The organism is Pseudoalteromonas sp. (assembly GCF_036960685.1).
Classification (GTDB): domain Bacteria; phylum Pseudomonadota; class Gammaproteobacteria; order Enterobacterales; family Alteromonadaceae; genus Pseudoalteromonas.
The window spans coordinates 42,633-58,648 of the sequence record NZ_JBALXK010000027.1 but is presented as its reverse complement, the minus strand read 5'-3'; the positions used below and the strand labels follow the sequence as shown (position 1 = coordinate 58,648).

General features: G+C 40.7%; 13 protein-coding genes. 1 reads left to right on the top strand and 12 read right to left on the bottom strand.

Translation table 11 applies throughout. The annotated features are described in order from the left end of the window. Positions 1-665: 665 nt before the first annotated feature. From V7783_RS18220 to V7783_RS18185, 8 genes are all read right to left on the bottom strand, one after another. Positions 666-977, bottom strand: coding sequence for a hypothetical protein (locus V7783_RS18220; protein ID WP_335679926.1), 312 nt, complete (start codon positions 975-977; stop codon positions 666-668). A 196-nt stretch (positions 978-1,173) separates the two neighbouring features. Continuing rightward, entirely contained in the window at positions 1,174-1,380 is a 207-nt protein-coding gene (locus V7783_RS18215) for a hypothetical protein (protein ID WP_335679925.1), read from the bottom strand. 345 nt (positions 1,381-1,725) lie between these two features. Further along, positions 1,726-2,184, bottom strand: coding sequence for a GNAT family N-acetyltransferase (locus tag V7783_RS18210; RefSeq protein ID WP_335679924.1), 459 nt, complete (start codon positions 2,182-2,184; stop codon positions 1,726-1,728). 16 nt (positions 2,185-2,200) lie between these two features. Further along, the gene (locus V7783_RS18205; protein ID WP_192542552.1) at positions 2,201-2,995 is read right to left on the bottom strand and encodes a LytR/AlgR family response regulator transcription factor; all 795 of its coding nucleotides are present in this window, start codon (positions 2,993-2,995) and stop codon (positions 2,201-2,203) included. After that, positions 2,995-4,047, bottom strand: a complete 1,053-nt coding sequence (locus tag V7783_RS18200) for a sensor histidine kinase (protein ID WP_335679923.1) — start codon at positions 4,045-4,047, stop codon at positions 2,995-2,997. The genes V7783_RS18205 and V7783_RS18200 overlap by 1 nt, the downstream gene beginning before the upstream one ends. Positions 4,048-4,108: 61 nt before the next feature. Further along, entirely contained in the window at positions 4,109-6,631 is a 2,523-nt protein-coding gene (locus tag V7783_RS18195) for a glycoside hydrolase family 3 protein (protein WP_335679922.1), read from the bottom strand. A gap of 49 nt (positions 6,632-6,680) precedes the next feature. Beyond that, positions 6,681-7,457, bottom strand: a complete 777-nt coding sequence (locus V7783_RS18190) for a family 16 glycosylhydrolase (RefSeq protein ID WP_335679921.1) — start codon at positions 7,455-7,457, stop codon at positions 6,681-6,683. A 76-nt stretch (positions 7,458-7,533) separates the two neighbouring features. Further along, positions 7,534-10,236, bottom strand: coding sequence for a TonB-dependent receptor (locus tag V7783_RS18185; RefSeq protein ID WP_335679920.1), 2,703 nt, complete (start codon positions 10,234-10,236; stop codon positions 7,534-7,536). 493 nt (positions 10,237-10,729) lie between these two features. Between V7783_RS18185 and V7783_RS18180 the strand changes: the two genes are divergently transcribed. After that, positions 10,730-11,287, top strand: coding sequence for a TMEM165/GDT1 family protein (locus tag V7783_RS18180; protein WP_192542548.1), 558 nt, complete (start codon positions 10,730-10,732; stop codon positions 11,285-11,287). Here V7783_RS18180 and V7783_RS18175 read toward each other — a convergent pair. The 4 genes from V7783_RS18175 to V7783_RS18160 form a co-directional block, all read right to left on the bottom strand. Next, positions 11,284-12,498 carry a PepSY-associated TM helix domain-containing protein gene (locus tag V7783_RS18175; RefSeq protein WP_335679919.1) on the bottom strand — a complete coding sequence of 405 codons (1,215 nt, stop codon included), beginning with the start codon at positions 12,496-12,498 and terminating at the stop codon, positions 11,284-11,286. The genes V7783_RS18180 and V7783_RS18175 overlap by 4 nt on opposite strands. A 17-nt stretch (positions 12,499-12,515) precedes the next feature. Next, positions 12,516-14,663 carry a TonB-dependent siderophore receptor gene (locus V7783_RS18170; protein WP_335679918.1) on the bottom strand — a complete coding sequence of 716 codons (2,148 nt, stop codon included), beginning with the start codon at positions 14,661-14,663 and terminating at the stop codon, positions 12,516-12,518. A 116-nt stretch (positions 14,664-14,779) separates the two neighbouring features. Beyond that, complete coding sequence (locus V7783_RS18165; RefSeq protein ID WP_084447997.1) at positions 14,780-15,040, bottom strand: hypothetical protein; 261 nt, start codon at positions 15,038-15,040, stop codon at positions 14,780-14,782. Positions 15,041-15,196: 156 nt separating this feature from the next. Beyond that, positions 15,197-15,760, bottom strand: a complete 564-nt coding sequence (locus tag V7783_RS18160; RefSeq protein WP_335679917.1) for an isochorismatase family protein — start codon at positions 15,758-15,760, stop codon at positions 15,197-15,199. Positions 15,761-16,016: the final 256 nt, after the last annotated feature.

Genomic DNA, 16,016 nt, shown 5'->3' with positions numbered 1-16,016 from the left:
TGGTTGAATGGATAAAAATTGATAAATTAAGTTGAGAGTGCCTGGAGCTATCAATAAGAAATTTATGGAGTATCTCGACTTCCGGTCTGTGCCATAAGCCGATGTTAGTAACGCTGCAATAAGCAGCTAAAAAGGCTTAGCTAAAATTAGAAAGGCACGAACTAAGGCAAGCTTTTTTAGTCTAGCCTTAACTGCATTGTGAGCTGCTATCCCTATTCTTGTGGTAGAAACATAATCCCAACACCAAACTAGCAGCCATTGAGAACAGGTAAAATCGTACAGGTTCAAAATAATACAAAGCAAAGCACGGTAGCATTGCAAAAAAACTTACGCTGAAATAGCTTAAAGCCGAACATCGATATAACAAGCTCAAAACAGGACAGAAATATGTAAGCCCAATGACAAAGCTAAAAAAACTAACTAGAAAAGCTAACTAGAAAAGCTAACTAGAAAAGCTAACTAGAAAAGCTAACCGGATAAAAAACCAAAAATCAGAAAAAGTTTCAATACTATTGAAATGAAAGTCACCTAATATGCAAAAATATAAAGTAACACCTAAAACTAAATGAATATTAGCTAAGCTTGCAATTTTAGATTTGGTTAAATATTTCATAAAGCAGCTAACAACTTATCCTTTTCTATTTAGGGAATGCGAGACGCCATTTCTAGATATTGCCGCCGTAGATTATTTCCTTCAAATGCGGAATTATTTCACTCTTCCAAATTTCTGGTGCGATCATGCCAGAAGACATTCCACCATGACTATGACGCTCGATATGCCTATATTCTGTTGACTCTATACTGACACCTGAAAATTTTTCGAATGCAGAATACATAACACTTTCAAATTCAGACTCATCTGGGATAGTTCTATCATGAAGCGCTTCCTCTATCTCAAAATAGAGATAGGAGTCTCCCCTCAATCCACGAGAACCCAAATTCTTACTCATGGCGCTACCAATGTTTGAATATTTCACGAAATCATCCTAGCTTCATAAAGAGGCTGTAGAATAACTCCAACAGCCAAATTCAATTAAAAAACGAGCTCCTGAATCAACGCTATGTTATGGTCGACTAATTCCGAACAGTGAATTAGTTGACCATAACAGTCCTGCCAGGTAGTGGAAATGGCGCTCGTTAATATACTTGTTAAATGGGCACCAACTTGCAGATTCATGATGGTGCCCATTGATTATTCTCGTATTCGTAAGCCCAAAAATCAGCTTCAAATGGCTCTAGCTCTACCAATATTTCAATTCGAAGCTCGACTTTATTTGCCATGAATTCTTTTGCGACTGACTGAGCATCTTCGAACGTTGAAAAGCAGAAGATTTCTTTGCCAGCGTAGAGCCTATAATTTTCTTCATTCATGTTTGCCATTTAACGAGCCTGTAAAATAACCCGTTTTTAATTTATTTTTATTGATGCATTAACCATAGCCGAGTTGCTATTTTGATTCAATCGGTTACTTCGATTATACGTAAAATATAAAAAGGATTTGCTGTTGTATTAATTGGCATTTTGAATTGCACGCAATCCCAAGATAATGCGACCAGCTCGCGTTTATTTCCCCTTTGATAGGGGTATCACTCTCCCCCACCAGCATCACCGCCAGAACTACCTCCACAGCCTGAATCACTAAAATACGATAAACCAAATAGCGAACCAAAAAACCCCATTCCAGATAAGTTATTCATTGTATTATGCATTTATCATCAAAACGCCTTAAGACAGGTTTATCGTCATAAAACGGCTGTGTGGATCTTCAATATAATCTGAAAAAGGGCCGCAGTAACTAAAGCCAAACTTCTCATAGAGGTTTCGCGCTGGTTCAAAGAATGCTTGTGATCCGGTTTCTAAGCTTACTTGTTGATAACCTTGCTCGGTTGCAAAGTTCAGCGCATGCTGCAGCAGCTTTGTTGCAACACCTGATTTTCGAGCGGAGGTGCTAGTTCGCATTGATTTCAATTCAAGGTGCGAAGAATCGAGCTTTTTAACAGCCAAGCAGCCTTGCAAATTGCCATCAAGCCAGCCACTAAAAAAAGTAATATCTGGCGACTTTAGCTTATCAACATCCAGAGCATGTACATTTTCAGGCGGTGATGTCGCGTACATATCCGCTAAGTGCTCTTCTAATAACTTAATAACCTCACCTGACGATAAATCATCTACAATGATTTTCATAAATTAATTTCCCTCGTTACTGTTTAAACAAACTCTTTAAATTTTTACTATAAGTACGGCTAACTTTAAGTGTTTTACCACTTTGTAATACTGCCATGTATTCAGAGTTTCGCAGTGGATTAAGTTGTTTTATATGGCTTAAATTAACAATCGTTGATTTATGTATTCGCAGGAAACCTTCAGGAAGGGTGTTTTTTTCAAGCTCTTTTAAACGCGCGCGCATTACGTGTGTTTCAGCGGGTGTGTGCACACACATATAATCCCCTGCCGCATCAATCCATAAAATATCTTTAAACGGGATGATTTGAATTGGGTTTTTTGCATCTTGGATCACTAAGTTTTCAGCTTCAAACTTATACTCAGAATTCCCCGTAACCCCGACTTCTTGAGGATCGTTGTTGACCAGTGATTGGTGAGCTTCAATAAGTGCCGTTTTACGGTGTAGCTTTTCTGTTGTAACAACCCTTTCAATGGCTTCTGCTAGGCGAGCTAATTTAACTGGCTTAAGTAAATAATCCAGTGCCCTCACCTCAAATGCTTGCACTGCATGTTGGTGAAATGCAGTGACAAAAATAACCGCAGGGCAACTTTCAGGTTGAAAATGTTTAATTAACTCAAAGCCTGATTTAGATGGCATTTCTATATCTAAAAAAATTAAATCTACGTCAACCTTGTTGAGCAATGCAATTGCTTCGTCAACGCTTGCAGCACTACCAATCACATTAATTTCAGGAAATGCTTCAAGACGAATACGTAAGCCTTCAACAGCACTGTATTCATCATCTACAAGTAACGTTTTTAATTGAATCATTATTGCAACTCATTAATAGGTAGTGAAATACATAGCCATGCACCGCCAGTACTGGCATTGCCTTTTTCAATTCGGTGGCTATTACCATAGATTAATTTTAAGCGTTGCTCACAATTAGCCAAGCCGATACCTCTGTTGGTTTTTTTATTGTCATCAAAGCCTTTACCGGTATCGGCGACCTTAATGAGTAATGCATTTTTAGTTTTTTCGATATTAATGGTGATCACCATTTTTTGATCGGCACGCATACCGTGCTTTAACGCATTTTCGACTAAGGGCTGGATCAATAAAGATGGGATCAACAGCTCATTACACTGCTGTGCAACTGTGATGTTAACCTCTAATTTGTCGGCAAATCGGCATTGCTCAATATCTAGATAGGTTCTTAATATTGCTATTTCTTCTTTGATCGCTACTTTCTCAAGGGGATCGGTGTATAAACTATGGCGTAATAAGTCACATAGTTTTTCAAGCATAGTAACGGCTTGCAAGCTTTCTTTTTTCAAAATTAACGTGCAAATGGCATTAATGCTGTTAAACATAAAATGTGGATTAAGCTGATAGCGTAACATTTTTAGCTGTGACTCTTTGGCTAAATGAGTGGCTTCTGCAGCCTTTTGCGTTTGCTCGAGGTTGTCTAAATAAATTTTAATGCCGTAGTAAAAAGCAGTCCAAGTGGAGAGCATAGTTAATGAGGCCGACGTCCACGTTCCAAAGTCAAACCATGACATTGGCTGCCACCAGTTGCCGTATAACCATTGCAGAGAAACCCATTTAATTTGCGTCCACAATAGGGTGGCAATTAACAGCAGCAAAATTCGAAACGCGACTTTAACTTTGAGCTCTTGCTGGCTAGAGCAATTATAAAAGCGCCTTAAAGCTAAAGTGATCAAAAAGCCACACGCTACATCAATTATGAGATGCGGTATATGTATTGTCCACGGCTCTTCGCTTGGTATTTTGATCATTAATTCGGTCAGCATTGCATAAACAATCCAACCACAACTTTGGAATAACCAGAACAACTGACTTCTAGGGTTATTGCTATTCACATTATTAAATCCAATATAAAAGGCCGTTGATCAACAAAGGTTAATCAACGGCCTGAGCGTGTTATTTTGCACACGTTAATAATATTGAGTCATCACTCGGTTTTATCATCAACGCGACATCTGCAATTGCTAAACTTAAATTTTCACTCGCAATGCGCAGCGCGTCTGTTATTGGTTGTTCAGCTTTTGCGCTGTCATCACAATGCAAAGGTATAGCTAGAGTATGCCAACGTTTATCTGCCATTGATTGTGAAAACGATGAAAAATCAATATTCCTTAAGCAGTGGCTTTCGCTGCACATCACTTGCATATTAGCACCCTGTTTAGGGGCTTTATCTATGCGCATTTTCAACTCAAGGTAACCTGTATTAAATTTGCTATCTAGCTGCTCTGGCATTAAGTAACTCAAGCTAACGACAGATTTTGCACGCCAATTAAAGCCTCGGCCATCTTCTTGATACGATAGATTGACTGACTGCATCAGTAAACTTTGTTTATCCCCACTGGTTGCAGAGGCACCGCTGGATAACACTTTTTCTGTGCTTGTGTCTGCCAGTTGCCAAGTCATATTTTTGGCTAAGTTTCTTACAAACAAGGGATGTGAATCACGGTTAACCGTTTTTTTAGGGCTCGTTTTTTCACTTAAAACAGGCACAGTTATGTTGTCCTGATACGTTAAGCCATAGCCATAAGCAAATAATGGCTCATAGTCTGCATCGTTTAAGTTTAACGTATACTGGTCATCATATTTAGGCCATGAAAAGCTCAACTTACCCGTAAAGTCATACTGAGTTTTACCTTGGCTATCCGTTAACAATACATCTGCAACGCCCTCACCTTCAGAGCCTGGTAACCAAGCAGCTACAAACGCATCAGATGCGTTGAGCTCTTTATTAACCCACAGTGGTCGGCCACTTAAAAATACGGTAACGACTGGGATATTATCAGCTTTTAGCTGCTTTAATAATGCAAGAGCATGTTTAGTTTCATGCTGAAATTCTAGCATCTCGATATCACCAAACCATTCTGCATAAGGCTCTTCACCAATTACCACTATGGCTACATCAGGCTTGTGAGTATATTCACCAGACTCGCTTAAAGTGATCTTCCCACCCGCTTTGCTTACTTGCGACTGTAAACCCGAAAAAATAGACGTAGCATTAGGAAAATCACTATTGGTATTGTCTGTGCCCTGCCAAGAAACACTCCAACCACCCGCTTGCATATTTATTGCGTTTGCGGCTTTACCAGCGACCAAAATACGGCTATTCGCTTTGATTGGTAGGATGTTTTCGTTGTTTTTTAGTAAAACCAGAGACTTGCGCACCGCTTCTCGTGCTAAGGTGCGATGCTCAGTAGCCCCTAACCACTGCGGATGCTGTGATTCAGGACGCGCTGATGGCTTCCCCTTAGAAAACACCCCCCAACGAATTTTAGCTCTTAAAAAACGCCTCACGGCATCGTTGATCCTTGATTCTGCGATCACGCCCGTTTTCACTTGCTTTACGGTATTATGATAAAACGCTTCAAAATGCTCTGGTACCATGATCACATCAACACCCGCGTTTATTGCTTGCGCGCATTGCTCAAGGTCGCAGCCTTCAACAAACTTATGGGCATTCCAATCACTGACCACAAAACCATCAAAACCAAGTTTATTTTTCAGTACGTCAGTCAGTAAGTATTTATCGCCATGCACACGTTTACCATTCCAGCTGTTAAACGATGCCATCACTGACTGCACGCCTTCATTGATTGCTGAAAAATAACCGGCGCTGTGAATGTCTCTTAAACCTTTTTCATCGATCAGTGTGTTGCCGCGATCTATGCCTCGCTCAGTGCCGCCATCACCAACAAAATGTTTTGCCGTGGCAATACGATTACTGCCCGCTAAAAAGTCATCACCGATTGTGCCTTGAATGCCCGTAACCATTTCCCCTGCATAACTTTTCACTAGGTCAGGGTCTTCTGAGTAACTTTCATAGGTGCGACCCCAGCGATCATCTCTTACTACAGCAACAGTAGGGGCAAAACTCCATTCAATACCAGTCGCTGACACTTCTTTTGCAGTGGCCTGACCGATGCGCTTGATCAAATCAGCATCGCGCGCAGCACCCAGCCCGATATTATGTGGAAATAACGTTGCGCCATACACATTACTATGACCGTGCATTGCATCGGTACCCCAAACAGTAGGAATCTCAATCCCATCAAGGGTTGCGTCTATTGAGGCCAGGTACATTTCATCTGCATATTTTAGCCACGTTGCTTGATCCGCCCGTTTGTTACCATAAGGCGCAGTGTTCCCACCATTGAGGTATGAACCAAAACCATACTTACGCATTTGTTCAAAACTTAAATAACCAATTTCAGGCTGGATCATCTGCGCCACTTTTTGCTCTATGGTCATTTTTGCCAGTAGTTGGTCAATCTGCGCTTCAACAGCTGGGTCGCGCTTAAGCTTGTTGTTTACATACGGCCAGCTGACGTGCTCACTCACTGCACTAAATGATGATTGACAAGTAAGCGTGGCAACGACGGGCAATAAACACAGTGCTAATTTAGAATATTTGATTTGAGACATTAAAAACCTTCGAGTTTAAATTCTATTTATAAATACAAACTTATTAATTTTATTGAGGAATGTATTCAATAAAATCATAATACGCCCACGAAGGGCTGCCATAGTATTGACCAGGAAAGTAATTGCCTTCGGTCGAATTATCGCCATTCCAGTGGTTAATCATTATTTTTGTATTATCCACCGGCCATGCATACGCTGGTATTTCATTTTCAGCTAAATGACCATCGCCATTGTCTTTGTAAAGCACTCTTATTGTTTGCTCTGTGCCTTGCGAATCATACAAATACCAGCGAATTGAGGTACTAGACCAAGCAAAGCCAATAGTTAATAAATTTTCTCGGTAATCAAGCCCATATTGACTGAGATCGATGTCCTTTTCCCAACTTTGATACGTACCGCCTTGCGGCTGATAAATAACATTAGTATGAACCACATTACCAAGAGAAGGCAAAAGTTCTATATCAATTTCTTGCCAGGCACGCCCGGGCACATCCCACCACGATGTGTAAGTAAAAATTGAAGACACCGTTCCTGCGATATTGCCCGACTTAAGGCTACCCTGCACCTTACCAAAACTATAAAAATTGTTGCTTTGCAGCTCTGCACATGAACCTTGAGCCAAGGAAAGTGTAACGCCATGTTCACTTGGGTTGATCATTGCGGGGCTAAAAACACAGCCAAAAGGCGAACCATTGTCGCCACTTCGGGCATTCCAAATGGAATTATCGTAACCCCACGAAAAATTATCTTTAAAATAATTTGCATAAGTACATGGCGAAATAAACACACAAGCCGCAACTAACGAGCTAATAAGCGTTGTTTTCATAATTGATCCTTATTTGAATTTTATACCTCCCACAGTGGCATCGTGACTGTGGGAAGGTTAATTGTGGTGAGGTTATCTAGAATGAAAAACCAGCTCTTACACCGTAATACCTTGGCATACCAAAGCTGCCTTTTGGCACACCTTTGCTGGTATTATTCCAATATTGAATCGTTTCATCAGAGGCATTATTAACGAATACTTCTGCGTACCAGTTTTGCCCTTGCGGTTCATACTTGATTGATGCGTTATAGACAGCAAAGGCATCACGGCTATCGTCAATATATTGAGTTGCCTCATCCGACACACTAAAATCCATGTCATCTAAGTGTTTATCAACATTCCATACCGTTGAGTACGAGTCATCTTTCCAGCTAGCATTAAGCCAACTATGAATAAAGCCATATTCACCTAAATTAAATGTGTGGGTATAGCTAATGTTCGCCGTGTACTTAGGCGTCATTGCTAAGTTGTTGCCTTTAAGGTTGGTTGCAAGCAAGGTATTTTCAGGATCAATCGACTCCTCGTAAGAGATATCAAACAGGTATTCAGAATCATAATCCCATTTAGTATTCCAATCCTCAGTGATTTTTGCATCCGTCCAAGTGATATAACCGGTAATACGGCCGTTTGGATACGGCTTCCAATCAAATTCGAATTCAAGGCCTTTGATTGTCGAGCCCGGTACATTTTGCGTGTAATAAGCAATCACAGGCTGGTTTTGAAAATCCAGTACTGGCTCCCCGTTTTCATCTAAAACCGGTGTACCATTGTCGTCTTCAACAACCGATAAACGCTCAACGTTACCAATTGAGCCAACAGAGGCGTATTGCATGTCGGTATAATCTGTGTAGAAAAATGCCGCTTTTAAGTTCAAAGAGTTATCAAAAAAGCTAGACTTAGCACCAAGTTCCCAAGTGAGTACTTCTTCTGGGTTAAACTTGGTTTCAAAGCGCGTTACATCGCCTGTTCTATCATTGACAACTTCATAAACATCACCAATACCACCGGCCTTAAAACCACTGGCAAGGTAAGTATAAATCATGGTTTGTGCTGAAACGTCATAGTCTAAACCAACACGAAAATCATGTTGTTGCCAACTGCCTTTGTTGTCGTTTGCAAAGTATGAGGCATAAATAGCGGGATCTTCATAATAATCAGCGGGTAGATTATTCAGATCAGTTCTATTTAACCAGCCTACCGCGCAACCATCCGCATTAGAGCAACGGTATGTTCTACCGCCTTTGTCTTGTTTGGTTTCGTCACTAAAGCGATAACCGAATGTGGCATGCAATTTATCGGTTAATTTGTAGGTACCTTGCCCAAACAAAGCGAATGCATCTGTTGAACGATCTGGTTGATCCCAAAAGGCTTTATCATCCATCGGGTTATCGTAATAACCTAAGGTGGTGGTTTTTTCGTGGAAATAGTTAGCACCAACAATCCAGATAAAGTCACCATACTCATCTGACTGTAATTGCACTTCTGTTGAAAAAGATTCAGCGCCAGTGCCATCTAAGAAGTAGGTTGCCCCATCCCACGGATCGAGGCCAACTTCGCTATCCTGTGCTGAAGAGCGCTCCATATTTTCATAACCTAGTAACCACACCAGTGAATATTGGTCATTTATATTATAGTTAAGGGTGTTTCTCAGGTAAGTAATATCTAAATTCAGCTCGCCCGGTACATTAACAACCGCTTGATAGGTATTGTCACTGGGTAAAAAGTTTGAACAATCGCCGCCCAATTCCGCACTTCTACCACGAATTTTATCGCAGTTCACTAAATCAAGGTTATTATTGCTGTCATTAACATACTTTTGAAAAACCGTATGGTTCGAAAAACTGCCATCTAATGGCTCCCAAAGAGTACTAATTCTGAACGAGTACTCGTTGGCATTATTGTAAAAATCGCTTTTATCAGCAGGTGTTAATTGGCGTACTTTTTGCGCCTCTGGATCTGTGCCTGCACCATCTATCCACCAGTTTTCACGCTGTGTAACGGTTTGTCCGATACCTTGATAAGAGTCTTCAGAGATAACTGGTGCGTTGAGTATATCGTCACTTAATCGTCTTGAGTCATATTGGTTGGGGTCATAATAACCCTCAAGATAAGAGTCGCGCTTAAGGCCTTTGGCAGAAAACCGCACTGCAAACTCTTCATTGACTGGAATATTGATCATAGCATCAATATTTTTGCTGTTAAAATTTCCCCCTTCAATATTTAAGTTACCGTATAAATGCGTGAATTCAGGCTTTGCTGAAATAACATTAATGCTACCAACTGTTGAGTTTCGGCCAAATAGTGTTCCTTGCGGTCCCCTCAGTGCTTCTACCCGATCAATGTCATACATCAAAGCAAGTGCGCCTTGCATTCTTGGCGAGTAAATACCATCAAGATGCACACCAACAGCGGGATCGCCAAGCTCAGTAATATTAGTGGAGCGTACACCACGCATAGAAATAACTGGCGCTGATTGATCAGTCGCTGTAGAAATATCTAAGCCAGGTACTAGGTTGGCAATGTCTTTAACACTATTTACGCCATTTTGCCTGAGATCCGCTTCTGATAATGCAGTAATGGCAACGGGTGTTTCCATTAACTTGGTTTTACGCTTGGTAGCTGTAACTGAAATAACTTCTAATGAGGTGCTTTGTGCGTCAGCAGTTTTACTTTCATTCGCATTTATTGAGTTATCAGTAGCTGCTTGTTGGGCATGTACTGGGAATGAACAAGCCAGTGCCACGGCTATTGATAATGCTTTTTTATTTATTGTGTGCATGTTCGACCTTTTTGATGTGTGTGTAAATGTTAAATTTTGTTACTTTTATTTAACAGTCACACAGTATCCATAGGGTCTTTTTTGATTACTAGCCAAATACGCTAAAGCGAGTGAGATATAATACAAGCCGAAGTTAAACACAGCACAATAAACAAACTGGTTTAATAAATTGCCTGCTTAAAGCGTTATTGCTGCCAATTATGTCAGGCTGCTTCTTGATATGGTCACATTTCAATTTAATACATAATGCCATGCTTGTACCTTTACTTTAAAAATAAATTATGGCAAAGTGCGCGCTTCTCGGGGGAGTAGCCTGCTTGACCGCTTTGTTATTAAAGCGCGGCAAGTAAACTTATCAACATAATTGCACCACATGTGCATGGTAAGTTTGTAATGTAGCAAGCATTATCGGCAAGACCTGGGTAAACACTATCCTCATGGCGGGAGATAGGTGTTTACCTTGGTTTAATGTTCCCGCCTCGTAGAAGTAAAAATGGATACCTTTATCACATCAACCGTCACCGTTGCCCTAGCTGAAATAGGCGATAAAACCCAGCTTTTATCCTTGTTACTGGCTGCCCGTTTTGCTAATAAAACCGCACTTATATTAGGTATTTTGGTCGCGACTATCATCAATCATGGCTTATCTGCATGGTTAGGAGATTATCTCGCGGGAAGCTTTACCTCTGAATACTTACCTTGGATTGTGAACAGCTGTTTTATTATTGTTGGCTTATGGCTTTTGATCCCCGATAAGGATGAAGAAGTAAGCAATAAATACGATCAGTACGGGGCATTTTTAGTTGCTTTAGTGCTATTTTTTATCGCTGAAATAGGTGATAAAACTCAAATAGCGACCGTGTTACTTGGTGCGCAATATCAATCGGTATTATGGGTCACTATAGGTACTACAGTCGGTATGTTGCTTGCCAATGTGCCAGTGATTTTTGCAGGTAATGCGTTACTAAAACGTATTCCTCTGGCAAAAGTTAGAATGCTAGCAGCCTTAGTATTTGTGGCACTGGGTTGCTACGGCTTAGTCACTAGTTAATTATTTGACTGAGTTATTCCAAGCACTGGCGAATACACAGTTGCCGGTGCTTGGCGAACACTAAAAGTTTGTATGGTAAGCAACAGTGAATAACCTATCAGCAGCATACTTACCGCTCCCATAATACCAAACCATTTTAATAATGACGGTTGCTTGCGTTTAACTCTTAGCCAATTCATATAAAGCCCCGCTACACAAATAAACGTCATCAAAAAACCAAATAGCGCCCAAATTAATTTAGTACCAAGCCCCGCAAAGTTACCAAAATGCAAAGGATCCGCAGTGTCTTTAATGCGCGCAACAATTGGTAAATCAGCCGCCTTTTGAGTTGCTAATACATCTGCTGAAGCTGCATCTAAGTACACTTTATTGGCTCGTAAGCGCACTAAAATGTCATTGTTATCACCTAATACCATCACCGCTTTATTTGCTTTGGTTGGGTATTGTATGGCGCGAATATGTAAACTTGGAAATGCCTGCTGTGCAGCACTAATTATGGTAGCGCTAGAGCGAGGTTGTTGAGCATTACTTTGCAATTGGCTAACTGCTGCAGGCGGTTTTACATAGTGCTCAACTTTCGCTGTTTGTAAGCCATGCTCGACTAAGTACCACACGCCAGTAACGGCCATAACTACAATAAACCAGTAACTCCAAAGTCCTAGTAGTTTATGCCAATCAGCCCAGCTGCTGCGATTGTTTGTCTGCAATTGCCGTGGTTTTTTTAACAAATGTCGCCACCACTGCCGGTATACTATAGGGCTAGTAAACACTAAAATAACCAATAAAATAGCCAAACTAGTGACAATCAGCTTGCCCGTCCAGCCCATGGATAAATTCATGTGCCAGTTACGTAAAAAGCGCGATACTCTGCCCCATTGCCCTTCGCCAAGCCACTGACCAGTTGCTCCATCAACATACACAAACAAAAACTGTTGCTGCCACTTAAGCGACACTTCGGTTGCTAGGTAAGATTGCTGATGTCGCAATATGCTAATGATTTGACTACCAGGGTAACGCTCAGCCAGGGTATTTTCTATAGCAGTAAAGTCAATGTTAGGGGAATGCGAGAGCGCTCGAAATTTACTATCACTAAGATACTCAATTTCGTGACTCAAGGTTGCCAACGTGCCCGATAAGCAAGTTATCAATAACAAGCTGCCAACAAAGAGTCCTGCCCAAGCATGTAAGTTAAACCACTGCTTTGCTTTCATAGCGCGCAATAATCAGCTTAGAATGTATATTTAGCCGACAAATACACACGGCGTGGTTCACCAGGGAAATGCCCTGCACGGGTGATAAAACCGCTTGATGCGTATTCTTTATCAAACACATTTTTCACTGAAAGCTGCCAAATCCATTGTTGGTACTCGGTTTTCCATGCCATGTTATAAACGGTGTACGGCTGCACTTTATAACCATCTAGGCTTACTTGTTCATCAACATAATCAAGACCCGCTGCGATTGATGAGTGTAATTGCGGTAACTCATAGCGTGTCCATAATCCTGCGGTATTTTGTGGCGCATTGGCAAATTTATCGCTGCCCTTTGCTTGTGCTGAAAACTTTTCGCTTTGCTCAACAATACGCGTATCGTTGTAGGCGTAACTTGCTGTGATCACTAAACGTTCGGTAACATCGCCAACAATCTCTAGTTCAAAACCACGACTATCAACTTCACCTAATGCTTCCATTTGGTCAATACCTGTGTCTGATAACTCAGTACTGGCTTGCAAAATATTATTACGAATGATCCGATAGCTTGCCATATTCACAGCTAATGAGTCATCCAATAACTTAGTACGTAAACCTAGCTCGGCGATATTGCTGTGCTCTGGTTTAAATGGGCCGCCCACCTCTGGGTTTTGGTTACTGGCCGATTGTGGCATAAAACCGGTGCCATACAGCGCATACGGGAAGAAAGTGTCGTTTAAGTTATAACTAGTACCAATACGGTACGTTACATCACTATCTGAAAACTCAGTATTATTAAGTACATCGGTATCTTCAAAGCGGTCGTATCGTAGACCAAAGGTAACATTCCAATGATCGGTTACATCTACTTGATCTTGTGCATACAGACCAATGCGTGTTGATTCAGTACTTGATAAACGTGGTGTTACGTTTTCTAAATCATAATTCTCTTTTGCGGTAAGTCCGTATTTAGGGTCTAAAATTGAGATCCCTGGTACTGGCCCACCTTTACTGGCTTGTACCGCTGTTCTATATTCTGAGTCAAACTCATGTTGGTACCAATCAACCCCCACCAGCATGACATGCTGCATAGCAGCCAGCTGCGTTTGTGCAATCAAATTAGCCGTTAAGCTTAGCCCGGTATTTTCGCGTTGTTGATCACGAAACTCTCGCTCACTCCAATCCAATACGCCATCACCGTCGGTATCACTGAGTCCACGCGGCTCATGATAATTTTGATTCGCTTCATTATTAAAATAACGGGCAGTGACATCGGTACTAAATACATCATTAAATTGATGTTTAAAGCTGGCTTGAAACACGTCGGCAAGCACAGTTTGGTAATCTGTTGCTTCATTATGATTCCAGCTAATGTCAGCAATAAAATGACCATTCTCATCCACTGGCACACCGCGTAATCGTGCTCCACCAAGCTCTTGATCAATATGGGTATATTGCAATACTAGGTTGGTGTCGTCTGTAAAATCAAAACGATAGCCTAAATCAATGATGGTGTTGTCTTCACTGGTATTTTCACGAAATGGCTTATCTGAGTCTTTATAAAGGCCCACTCGGTAAGCTTGTGTTTGCTCATCGTTAACACTGCCAGTCGATTCTAAAGCTGCGCTAAAAAAGTCATCATTGCCTACTTCCAGTGCTAAAGTGGTGTTGCTGGTATAGCTTGGCTTTTTGGTCATGTAATTGATAATGCCACCAGGGTTACCACTGCCATATACCGCGCCACTAGGGCCTTTTAATACTGCCACTTGTTCAATATTAAATAACTGCGGTACTGCAAAACCACTAAATGGGTCACCTTTTACGCCATCATACAAAATTTCGTCTTGACGAAAACCACGAAACGTCACCCCTGAATAGCTAAAGCCATTTACACCTGCAATATTGCTATATAGGTCGGTCACCTGACGTGCAGCCTGATCGCTTATCAATGCTTGTGGAATAATCTGTATCGACTGCGGAATTTTTTCAAGCGGCGTATCTGTACGCGTGCCAAATGTTGACTCAGTAGGCCGGTACATTGAAAAAGCACGTCCTACCACTGAAATGGTTTCTATGTCTTTTTCTGCAACAGTTACCGATTGTTGTTGCTCGGTTTCAGTTTGTGCTATTACAACAGGAGTAACAAATATGCTAGCTAGTGCGATTGAGATTAAAGAGTGTTTCATTGATATTTATACAGCAATCAAAATAATTCATCGCATGATAATGAAAACAACTATCATTTACAATACTGAAAAGTCATTAATCTTATCCTAGCATTTCAGCCTTATTATTTACTTTGTTAAGTTATTTTTTTAGGCTCAGTCGCAAACCACATGATATAGCTGCAACTCTTACACGATAACAGCGATGCGCTGCCATTTGCCCAATCCAAATTGAGGAAAGTCAAACCAGCAGTATTTAATTGCGCATCACCTAATTCAAAGTGACTACCCCCACAATGAATACACTTAGCTTTAACACCATTGAGCTGATATTCATCAGAACTTACTGCTGCCATTGCACCTTTTAGACCTTTACCCAGTTTAGAAAAAAATGACATTTAAACCCTCCATGTAATTATTAATAATGATGGTTACACTTTTTGAACCATAAAGCTTACCACTAAGCTATTTCTGGTGACCATTTAAAGTATTGAATTGAATATCTCGAACTAAATTGACGTCATTCTAAAAGAAAATACAATAAAAATGACAAATCACTTCACAATTTCTAAAACTGATTTAAATAAGCGGGTATTCGCCACTTCTGCCCATTGAAAAATCACACTTTCAGCGCAGCTGATCACTGCCCCTGCTTGCCTAAGCTGAGCGATTGCAAGATCTCGATGAAGGTCATTACGCGAACTCACACCATCAGCAATTAAAAATACTTGATAGCCATTTGCTAACAGATCTAAGCATGTTTGCAGCACACATACATGTGCTTCCATGCCGACGACAATGATTTGTGGTCGCTCATAGGCCGCAATTTGCTGTAGAAAGCCTGGCTCTTTACAGGCACTAAAGTGCGTCTTATCAAAATAGCGAGCCTGGTTTAATTGCTGTTGTAATTGCAAATCAGTCTCCCCAAGGCCTTGTTTATACTGCTGAGTGATAAGGGTCGGCACGGCCAGTAAATCAGCCGCTTTAGCTAATTGTAAAGTGATCTGCTTCACCTGCTCATAGCGCTGCATAGCTGGCTGTAATTTATCTTGAATATCGATAACTAATAATAGGCTTTGCGCCGCATGTGCGTTAAAAGAGTGCAACAACTTAAACATCCTGTAGTATAAACATTGTGATCAGCATAATGCATTTGTGATAGCCAAGTCACTTTATCAAAAACAGCTAATCAATTAAAATGGCAATCTTACTTAAAGGCGCAGTATTTTATGTTGTTGATTTTAAGAATAGAGGCACTATTCTTAATTCAATGCTTACGGTCTTCATTGTAGAGTTCCATTTGACAGTTATAGCGTGTATTTGTGGCTAATTCTTTAATAGAACTGCAAATTGTTATGCTATATTTACTAACGA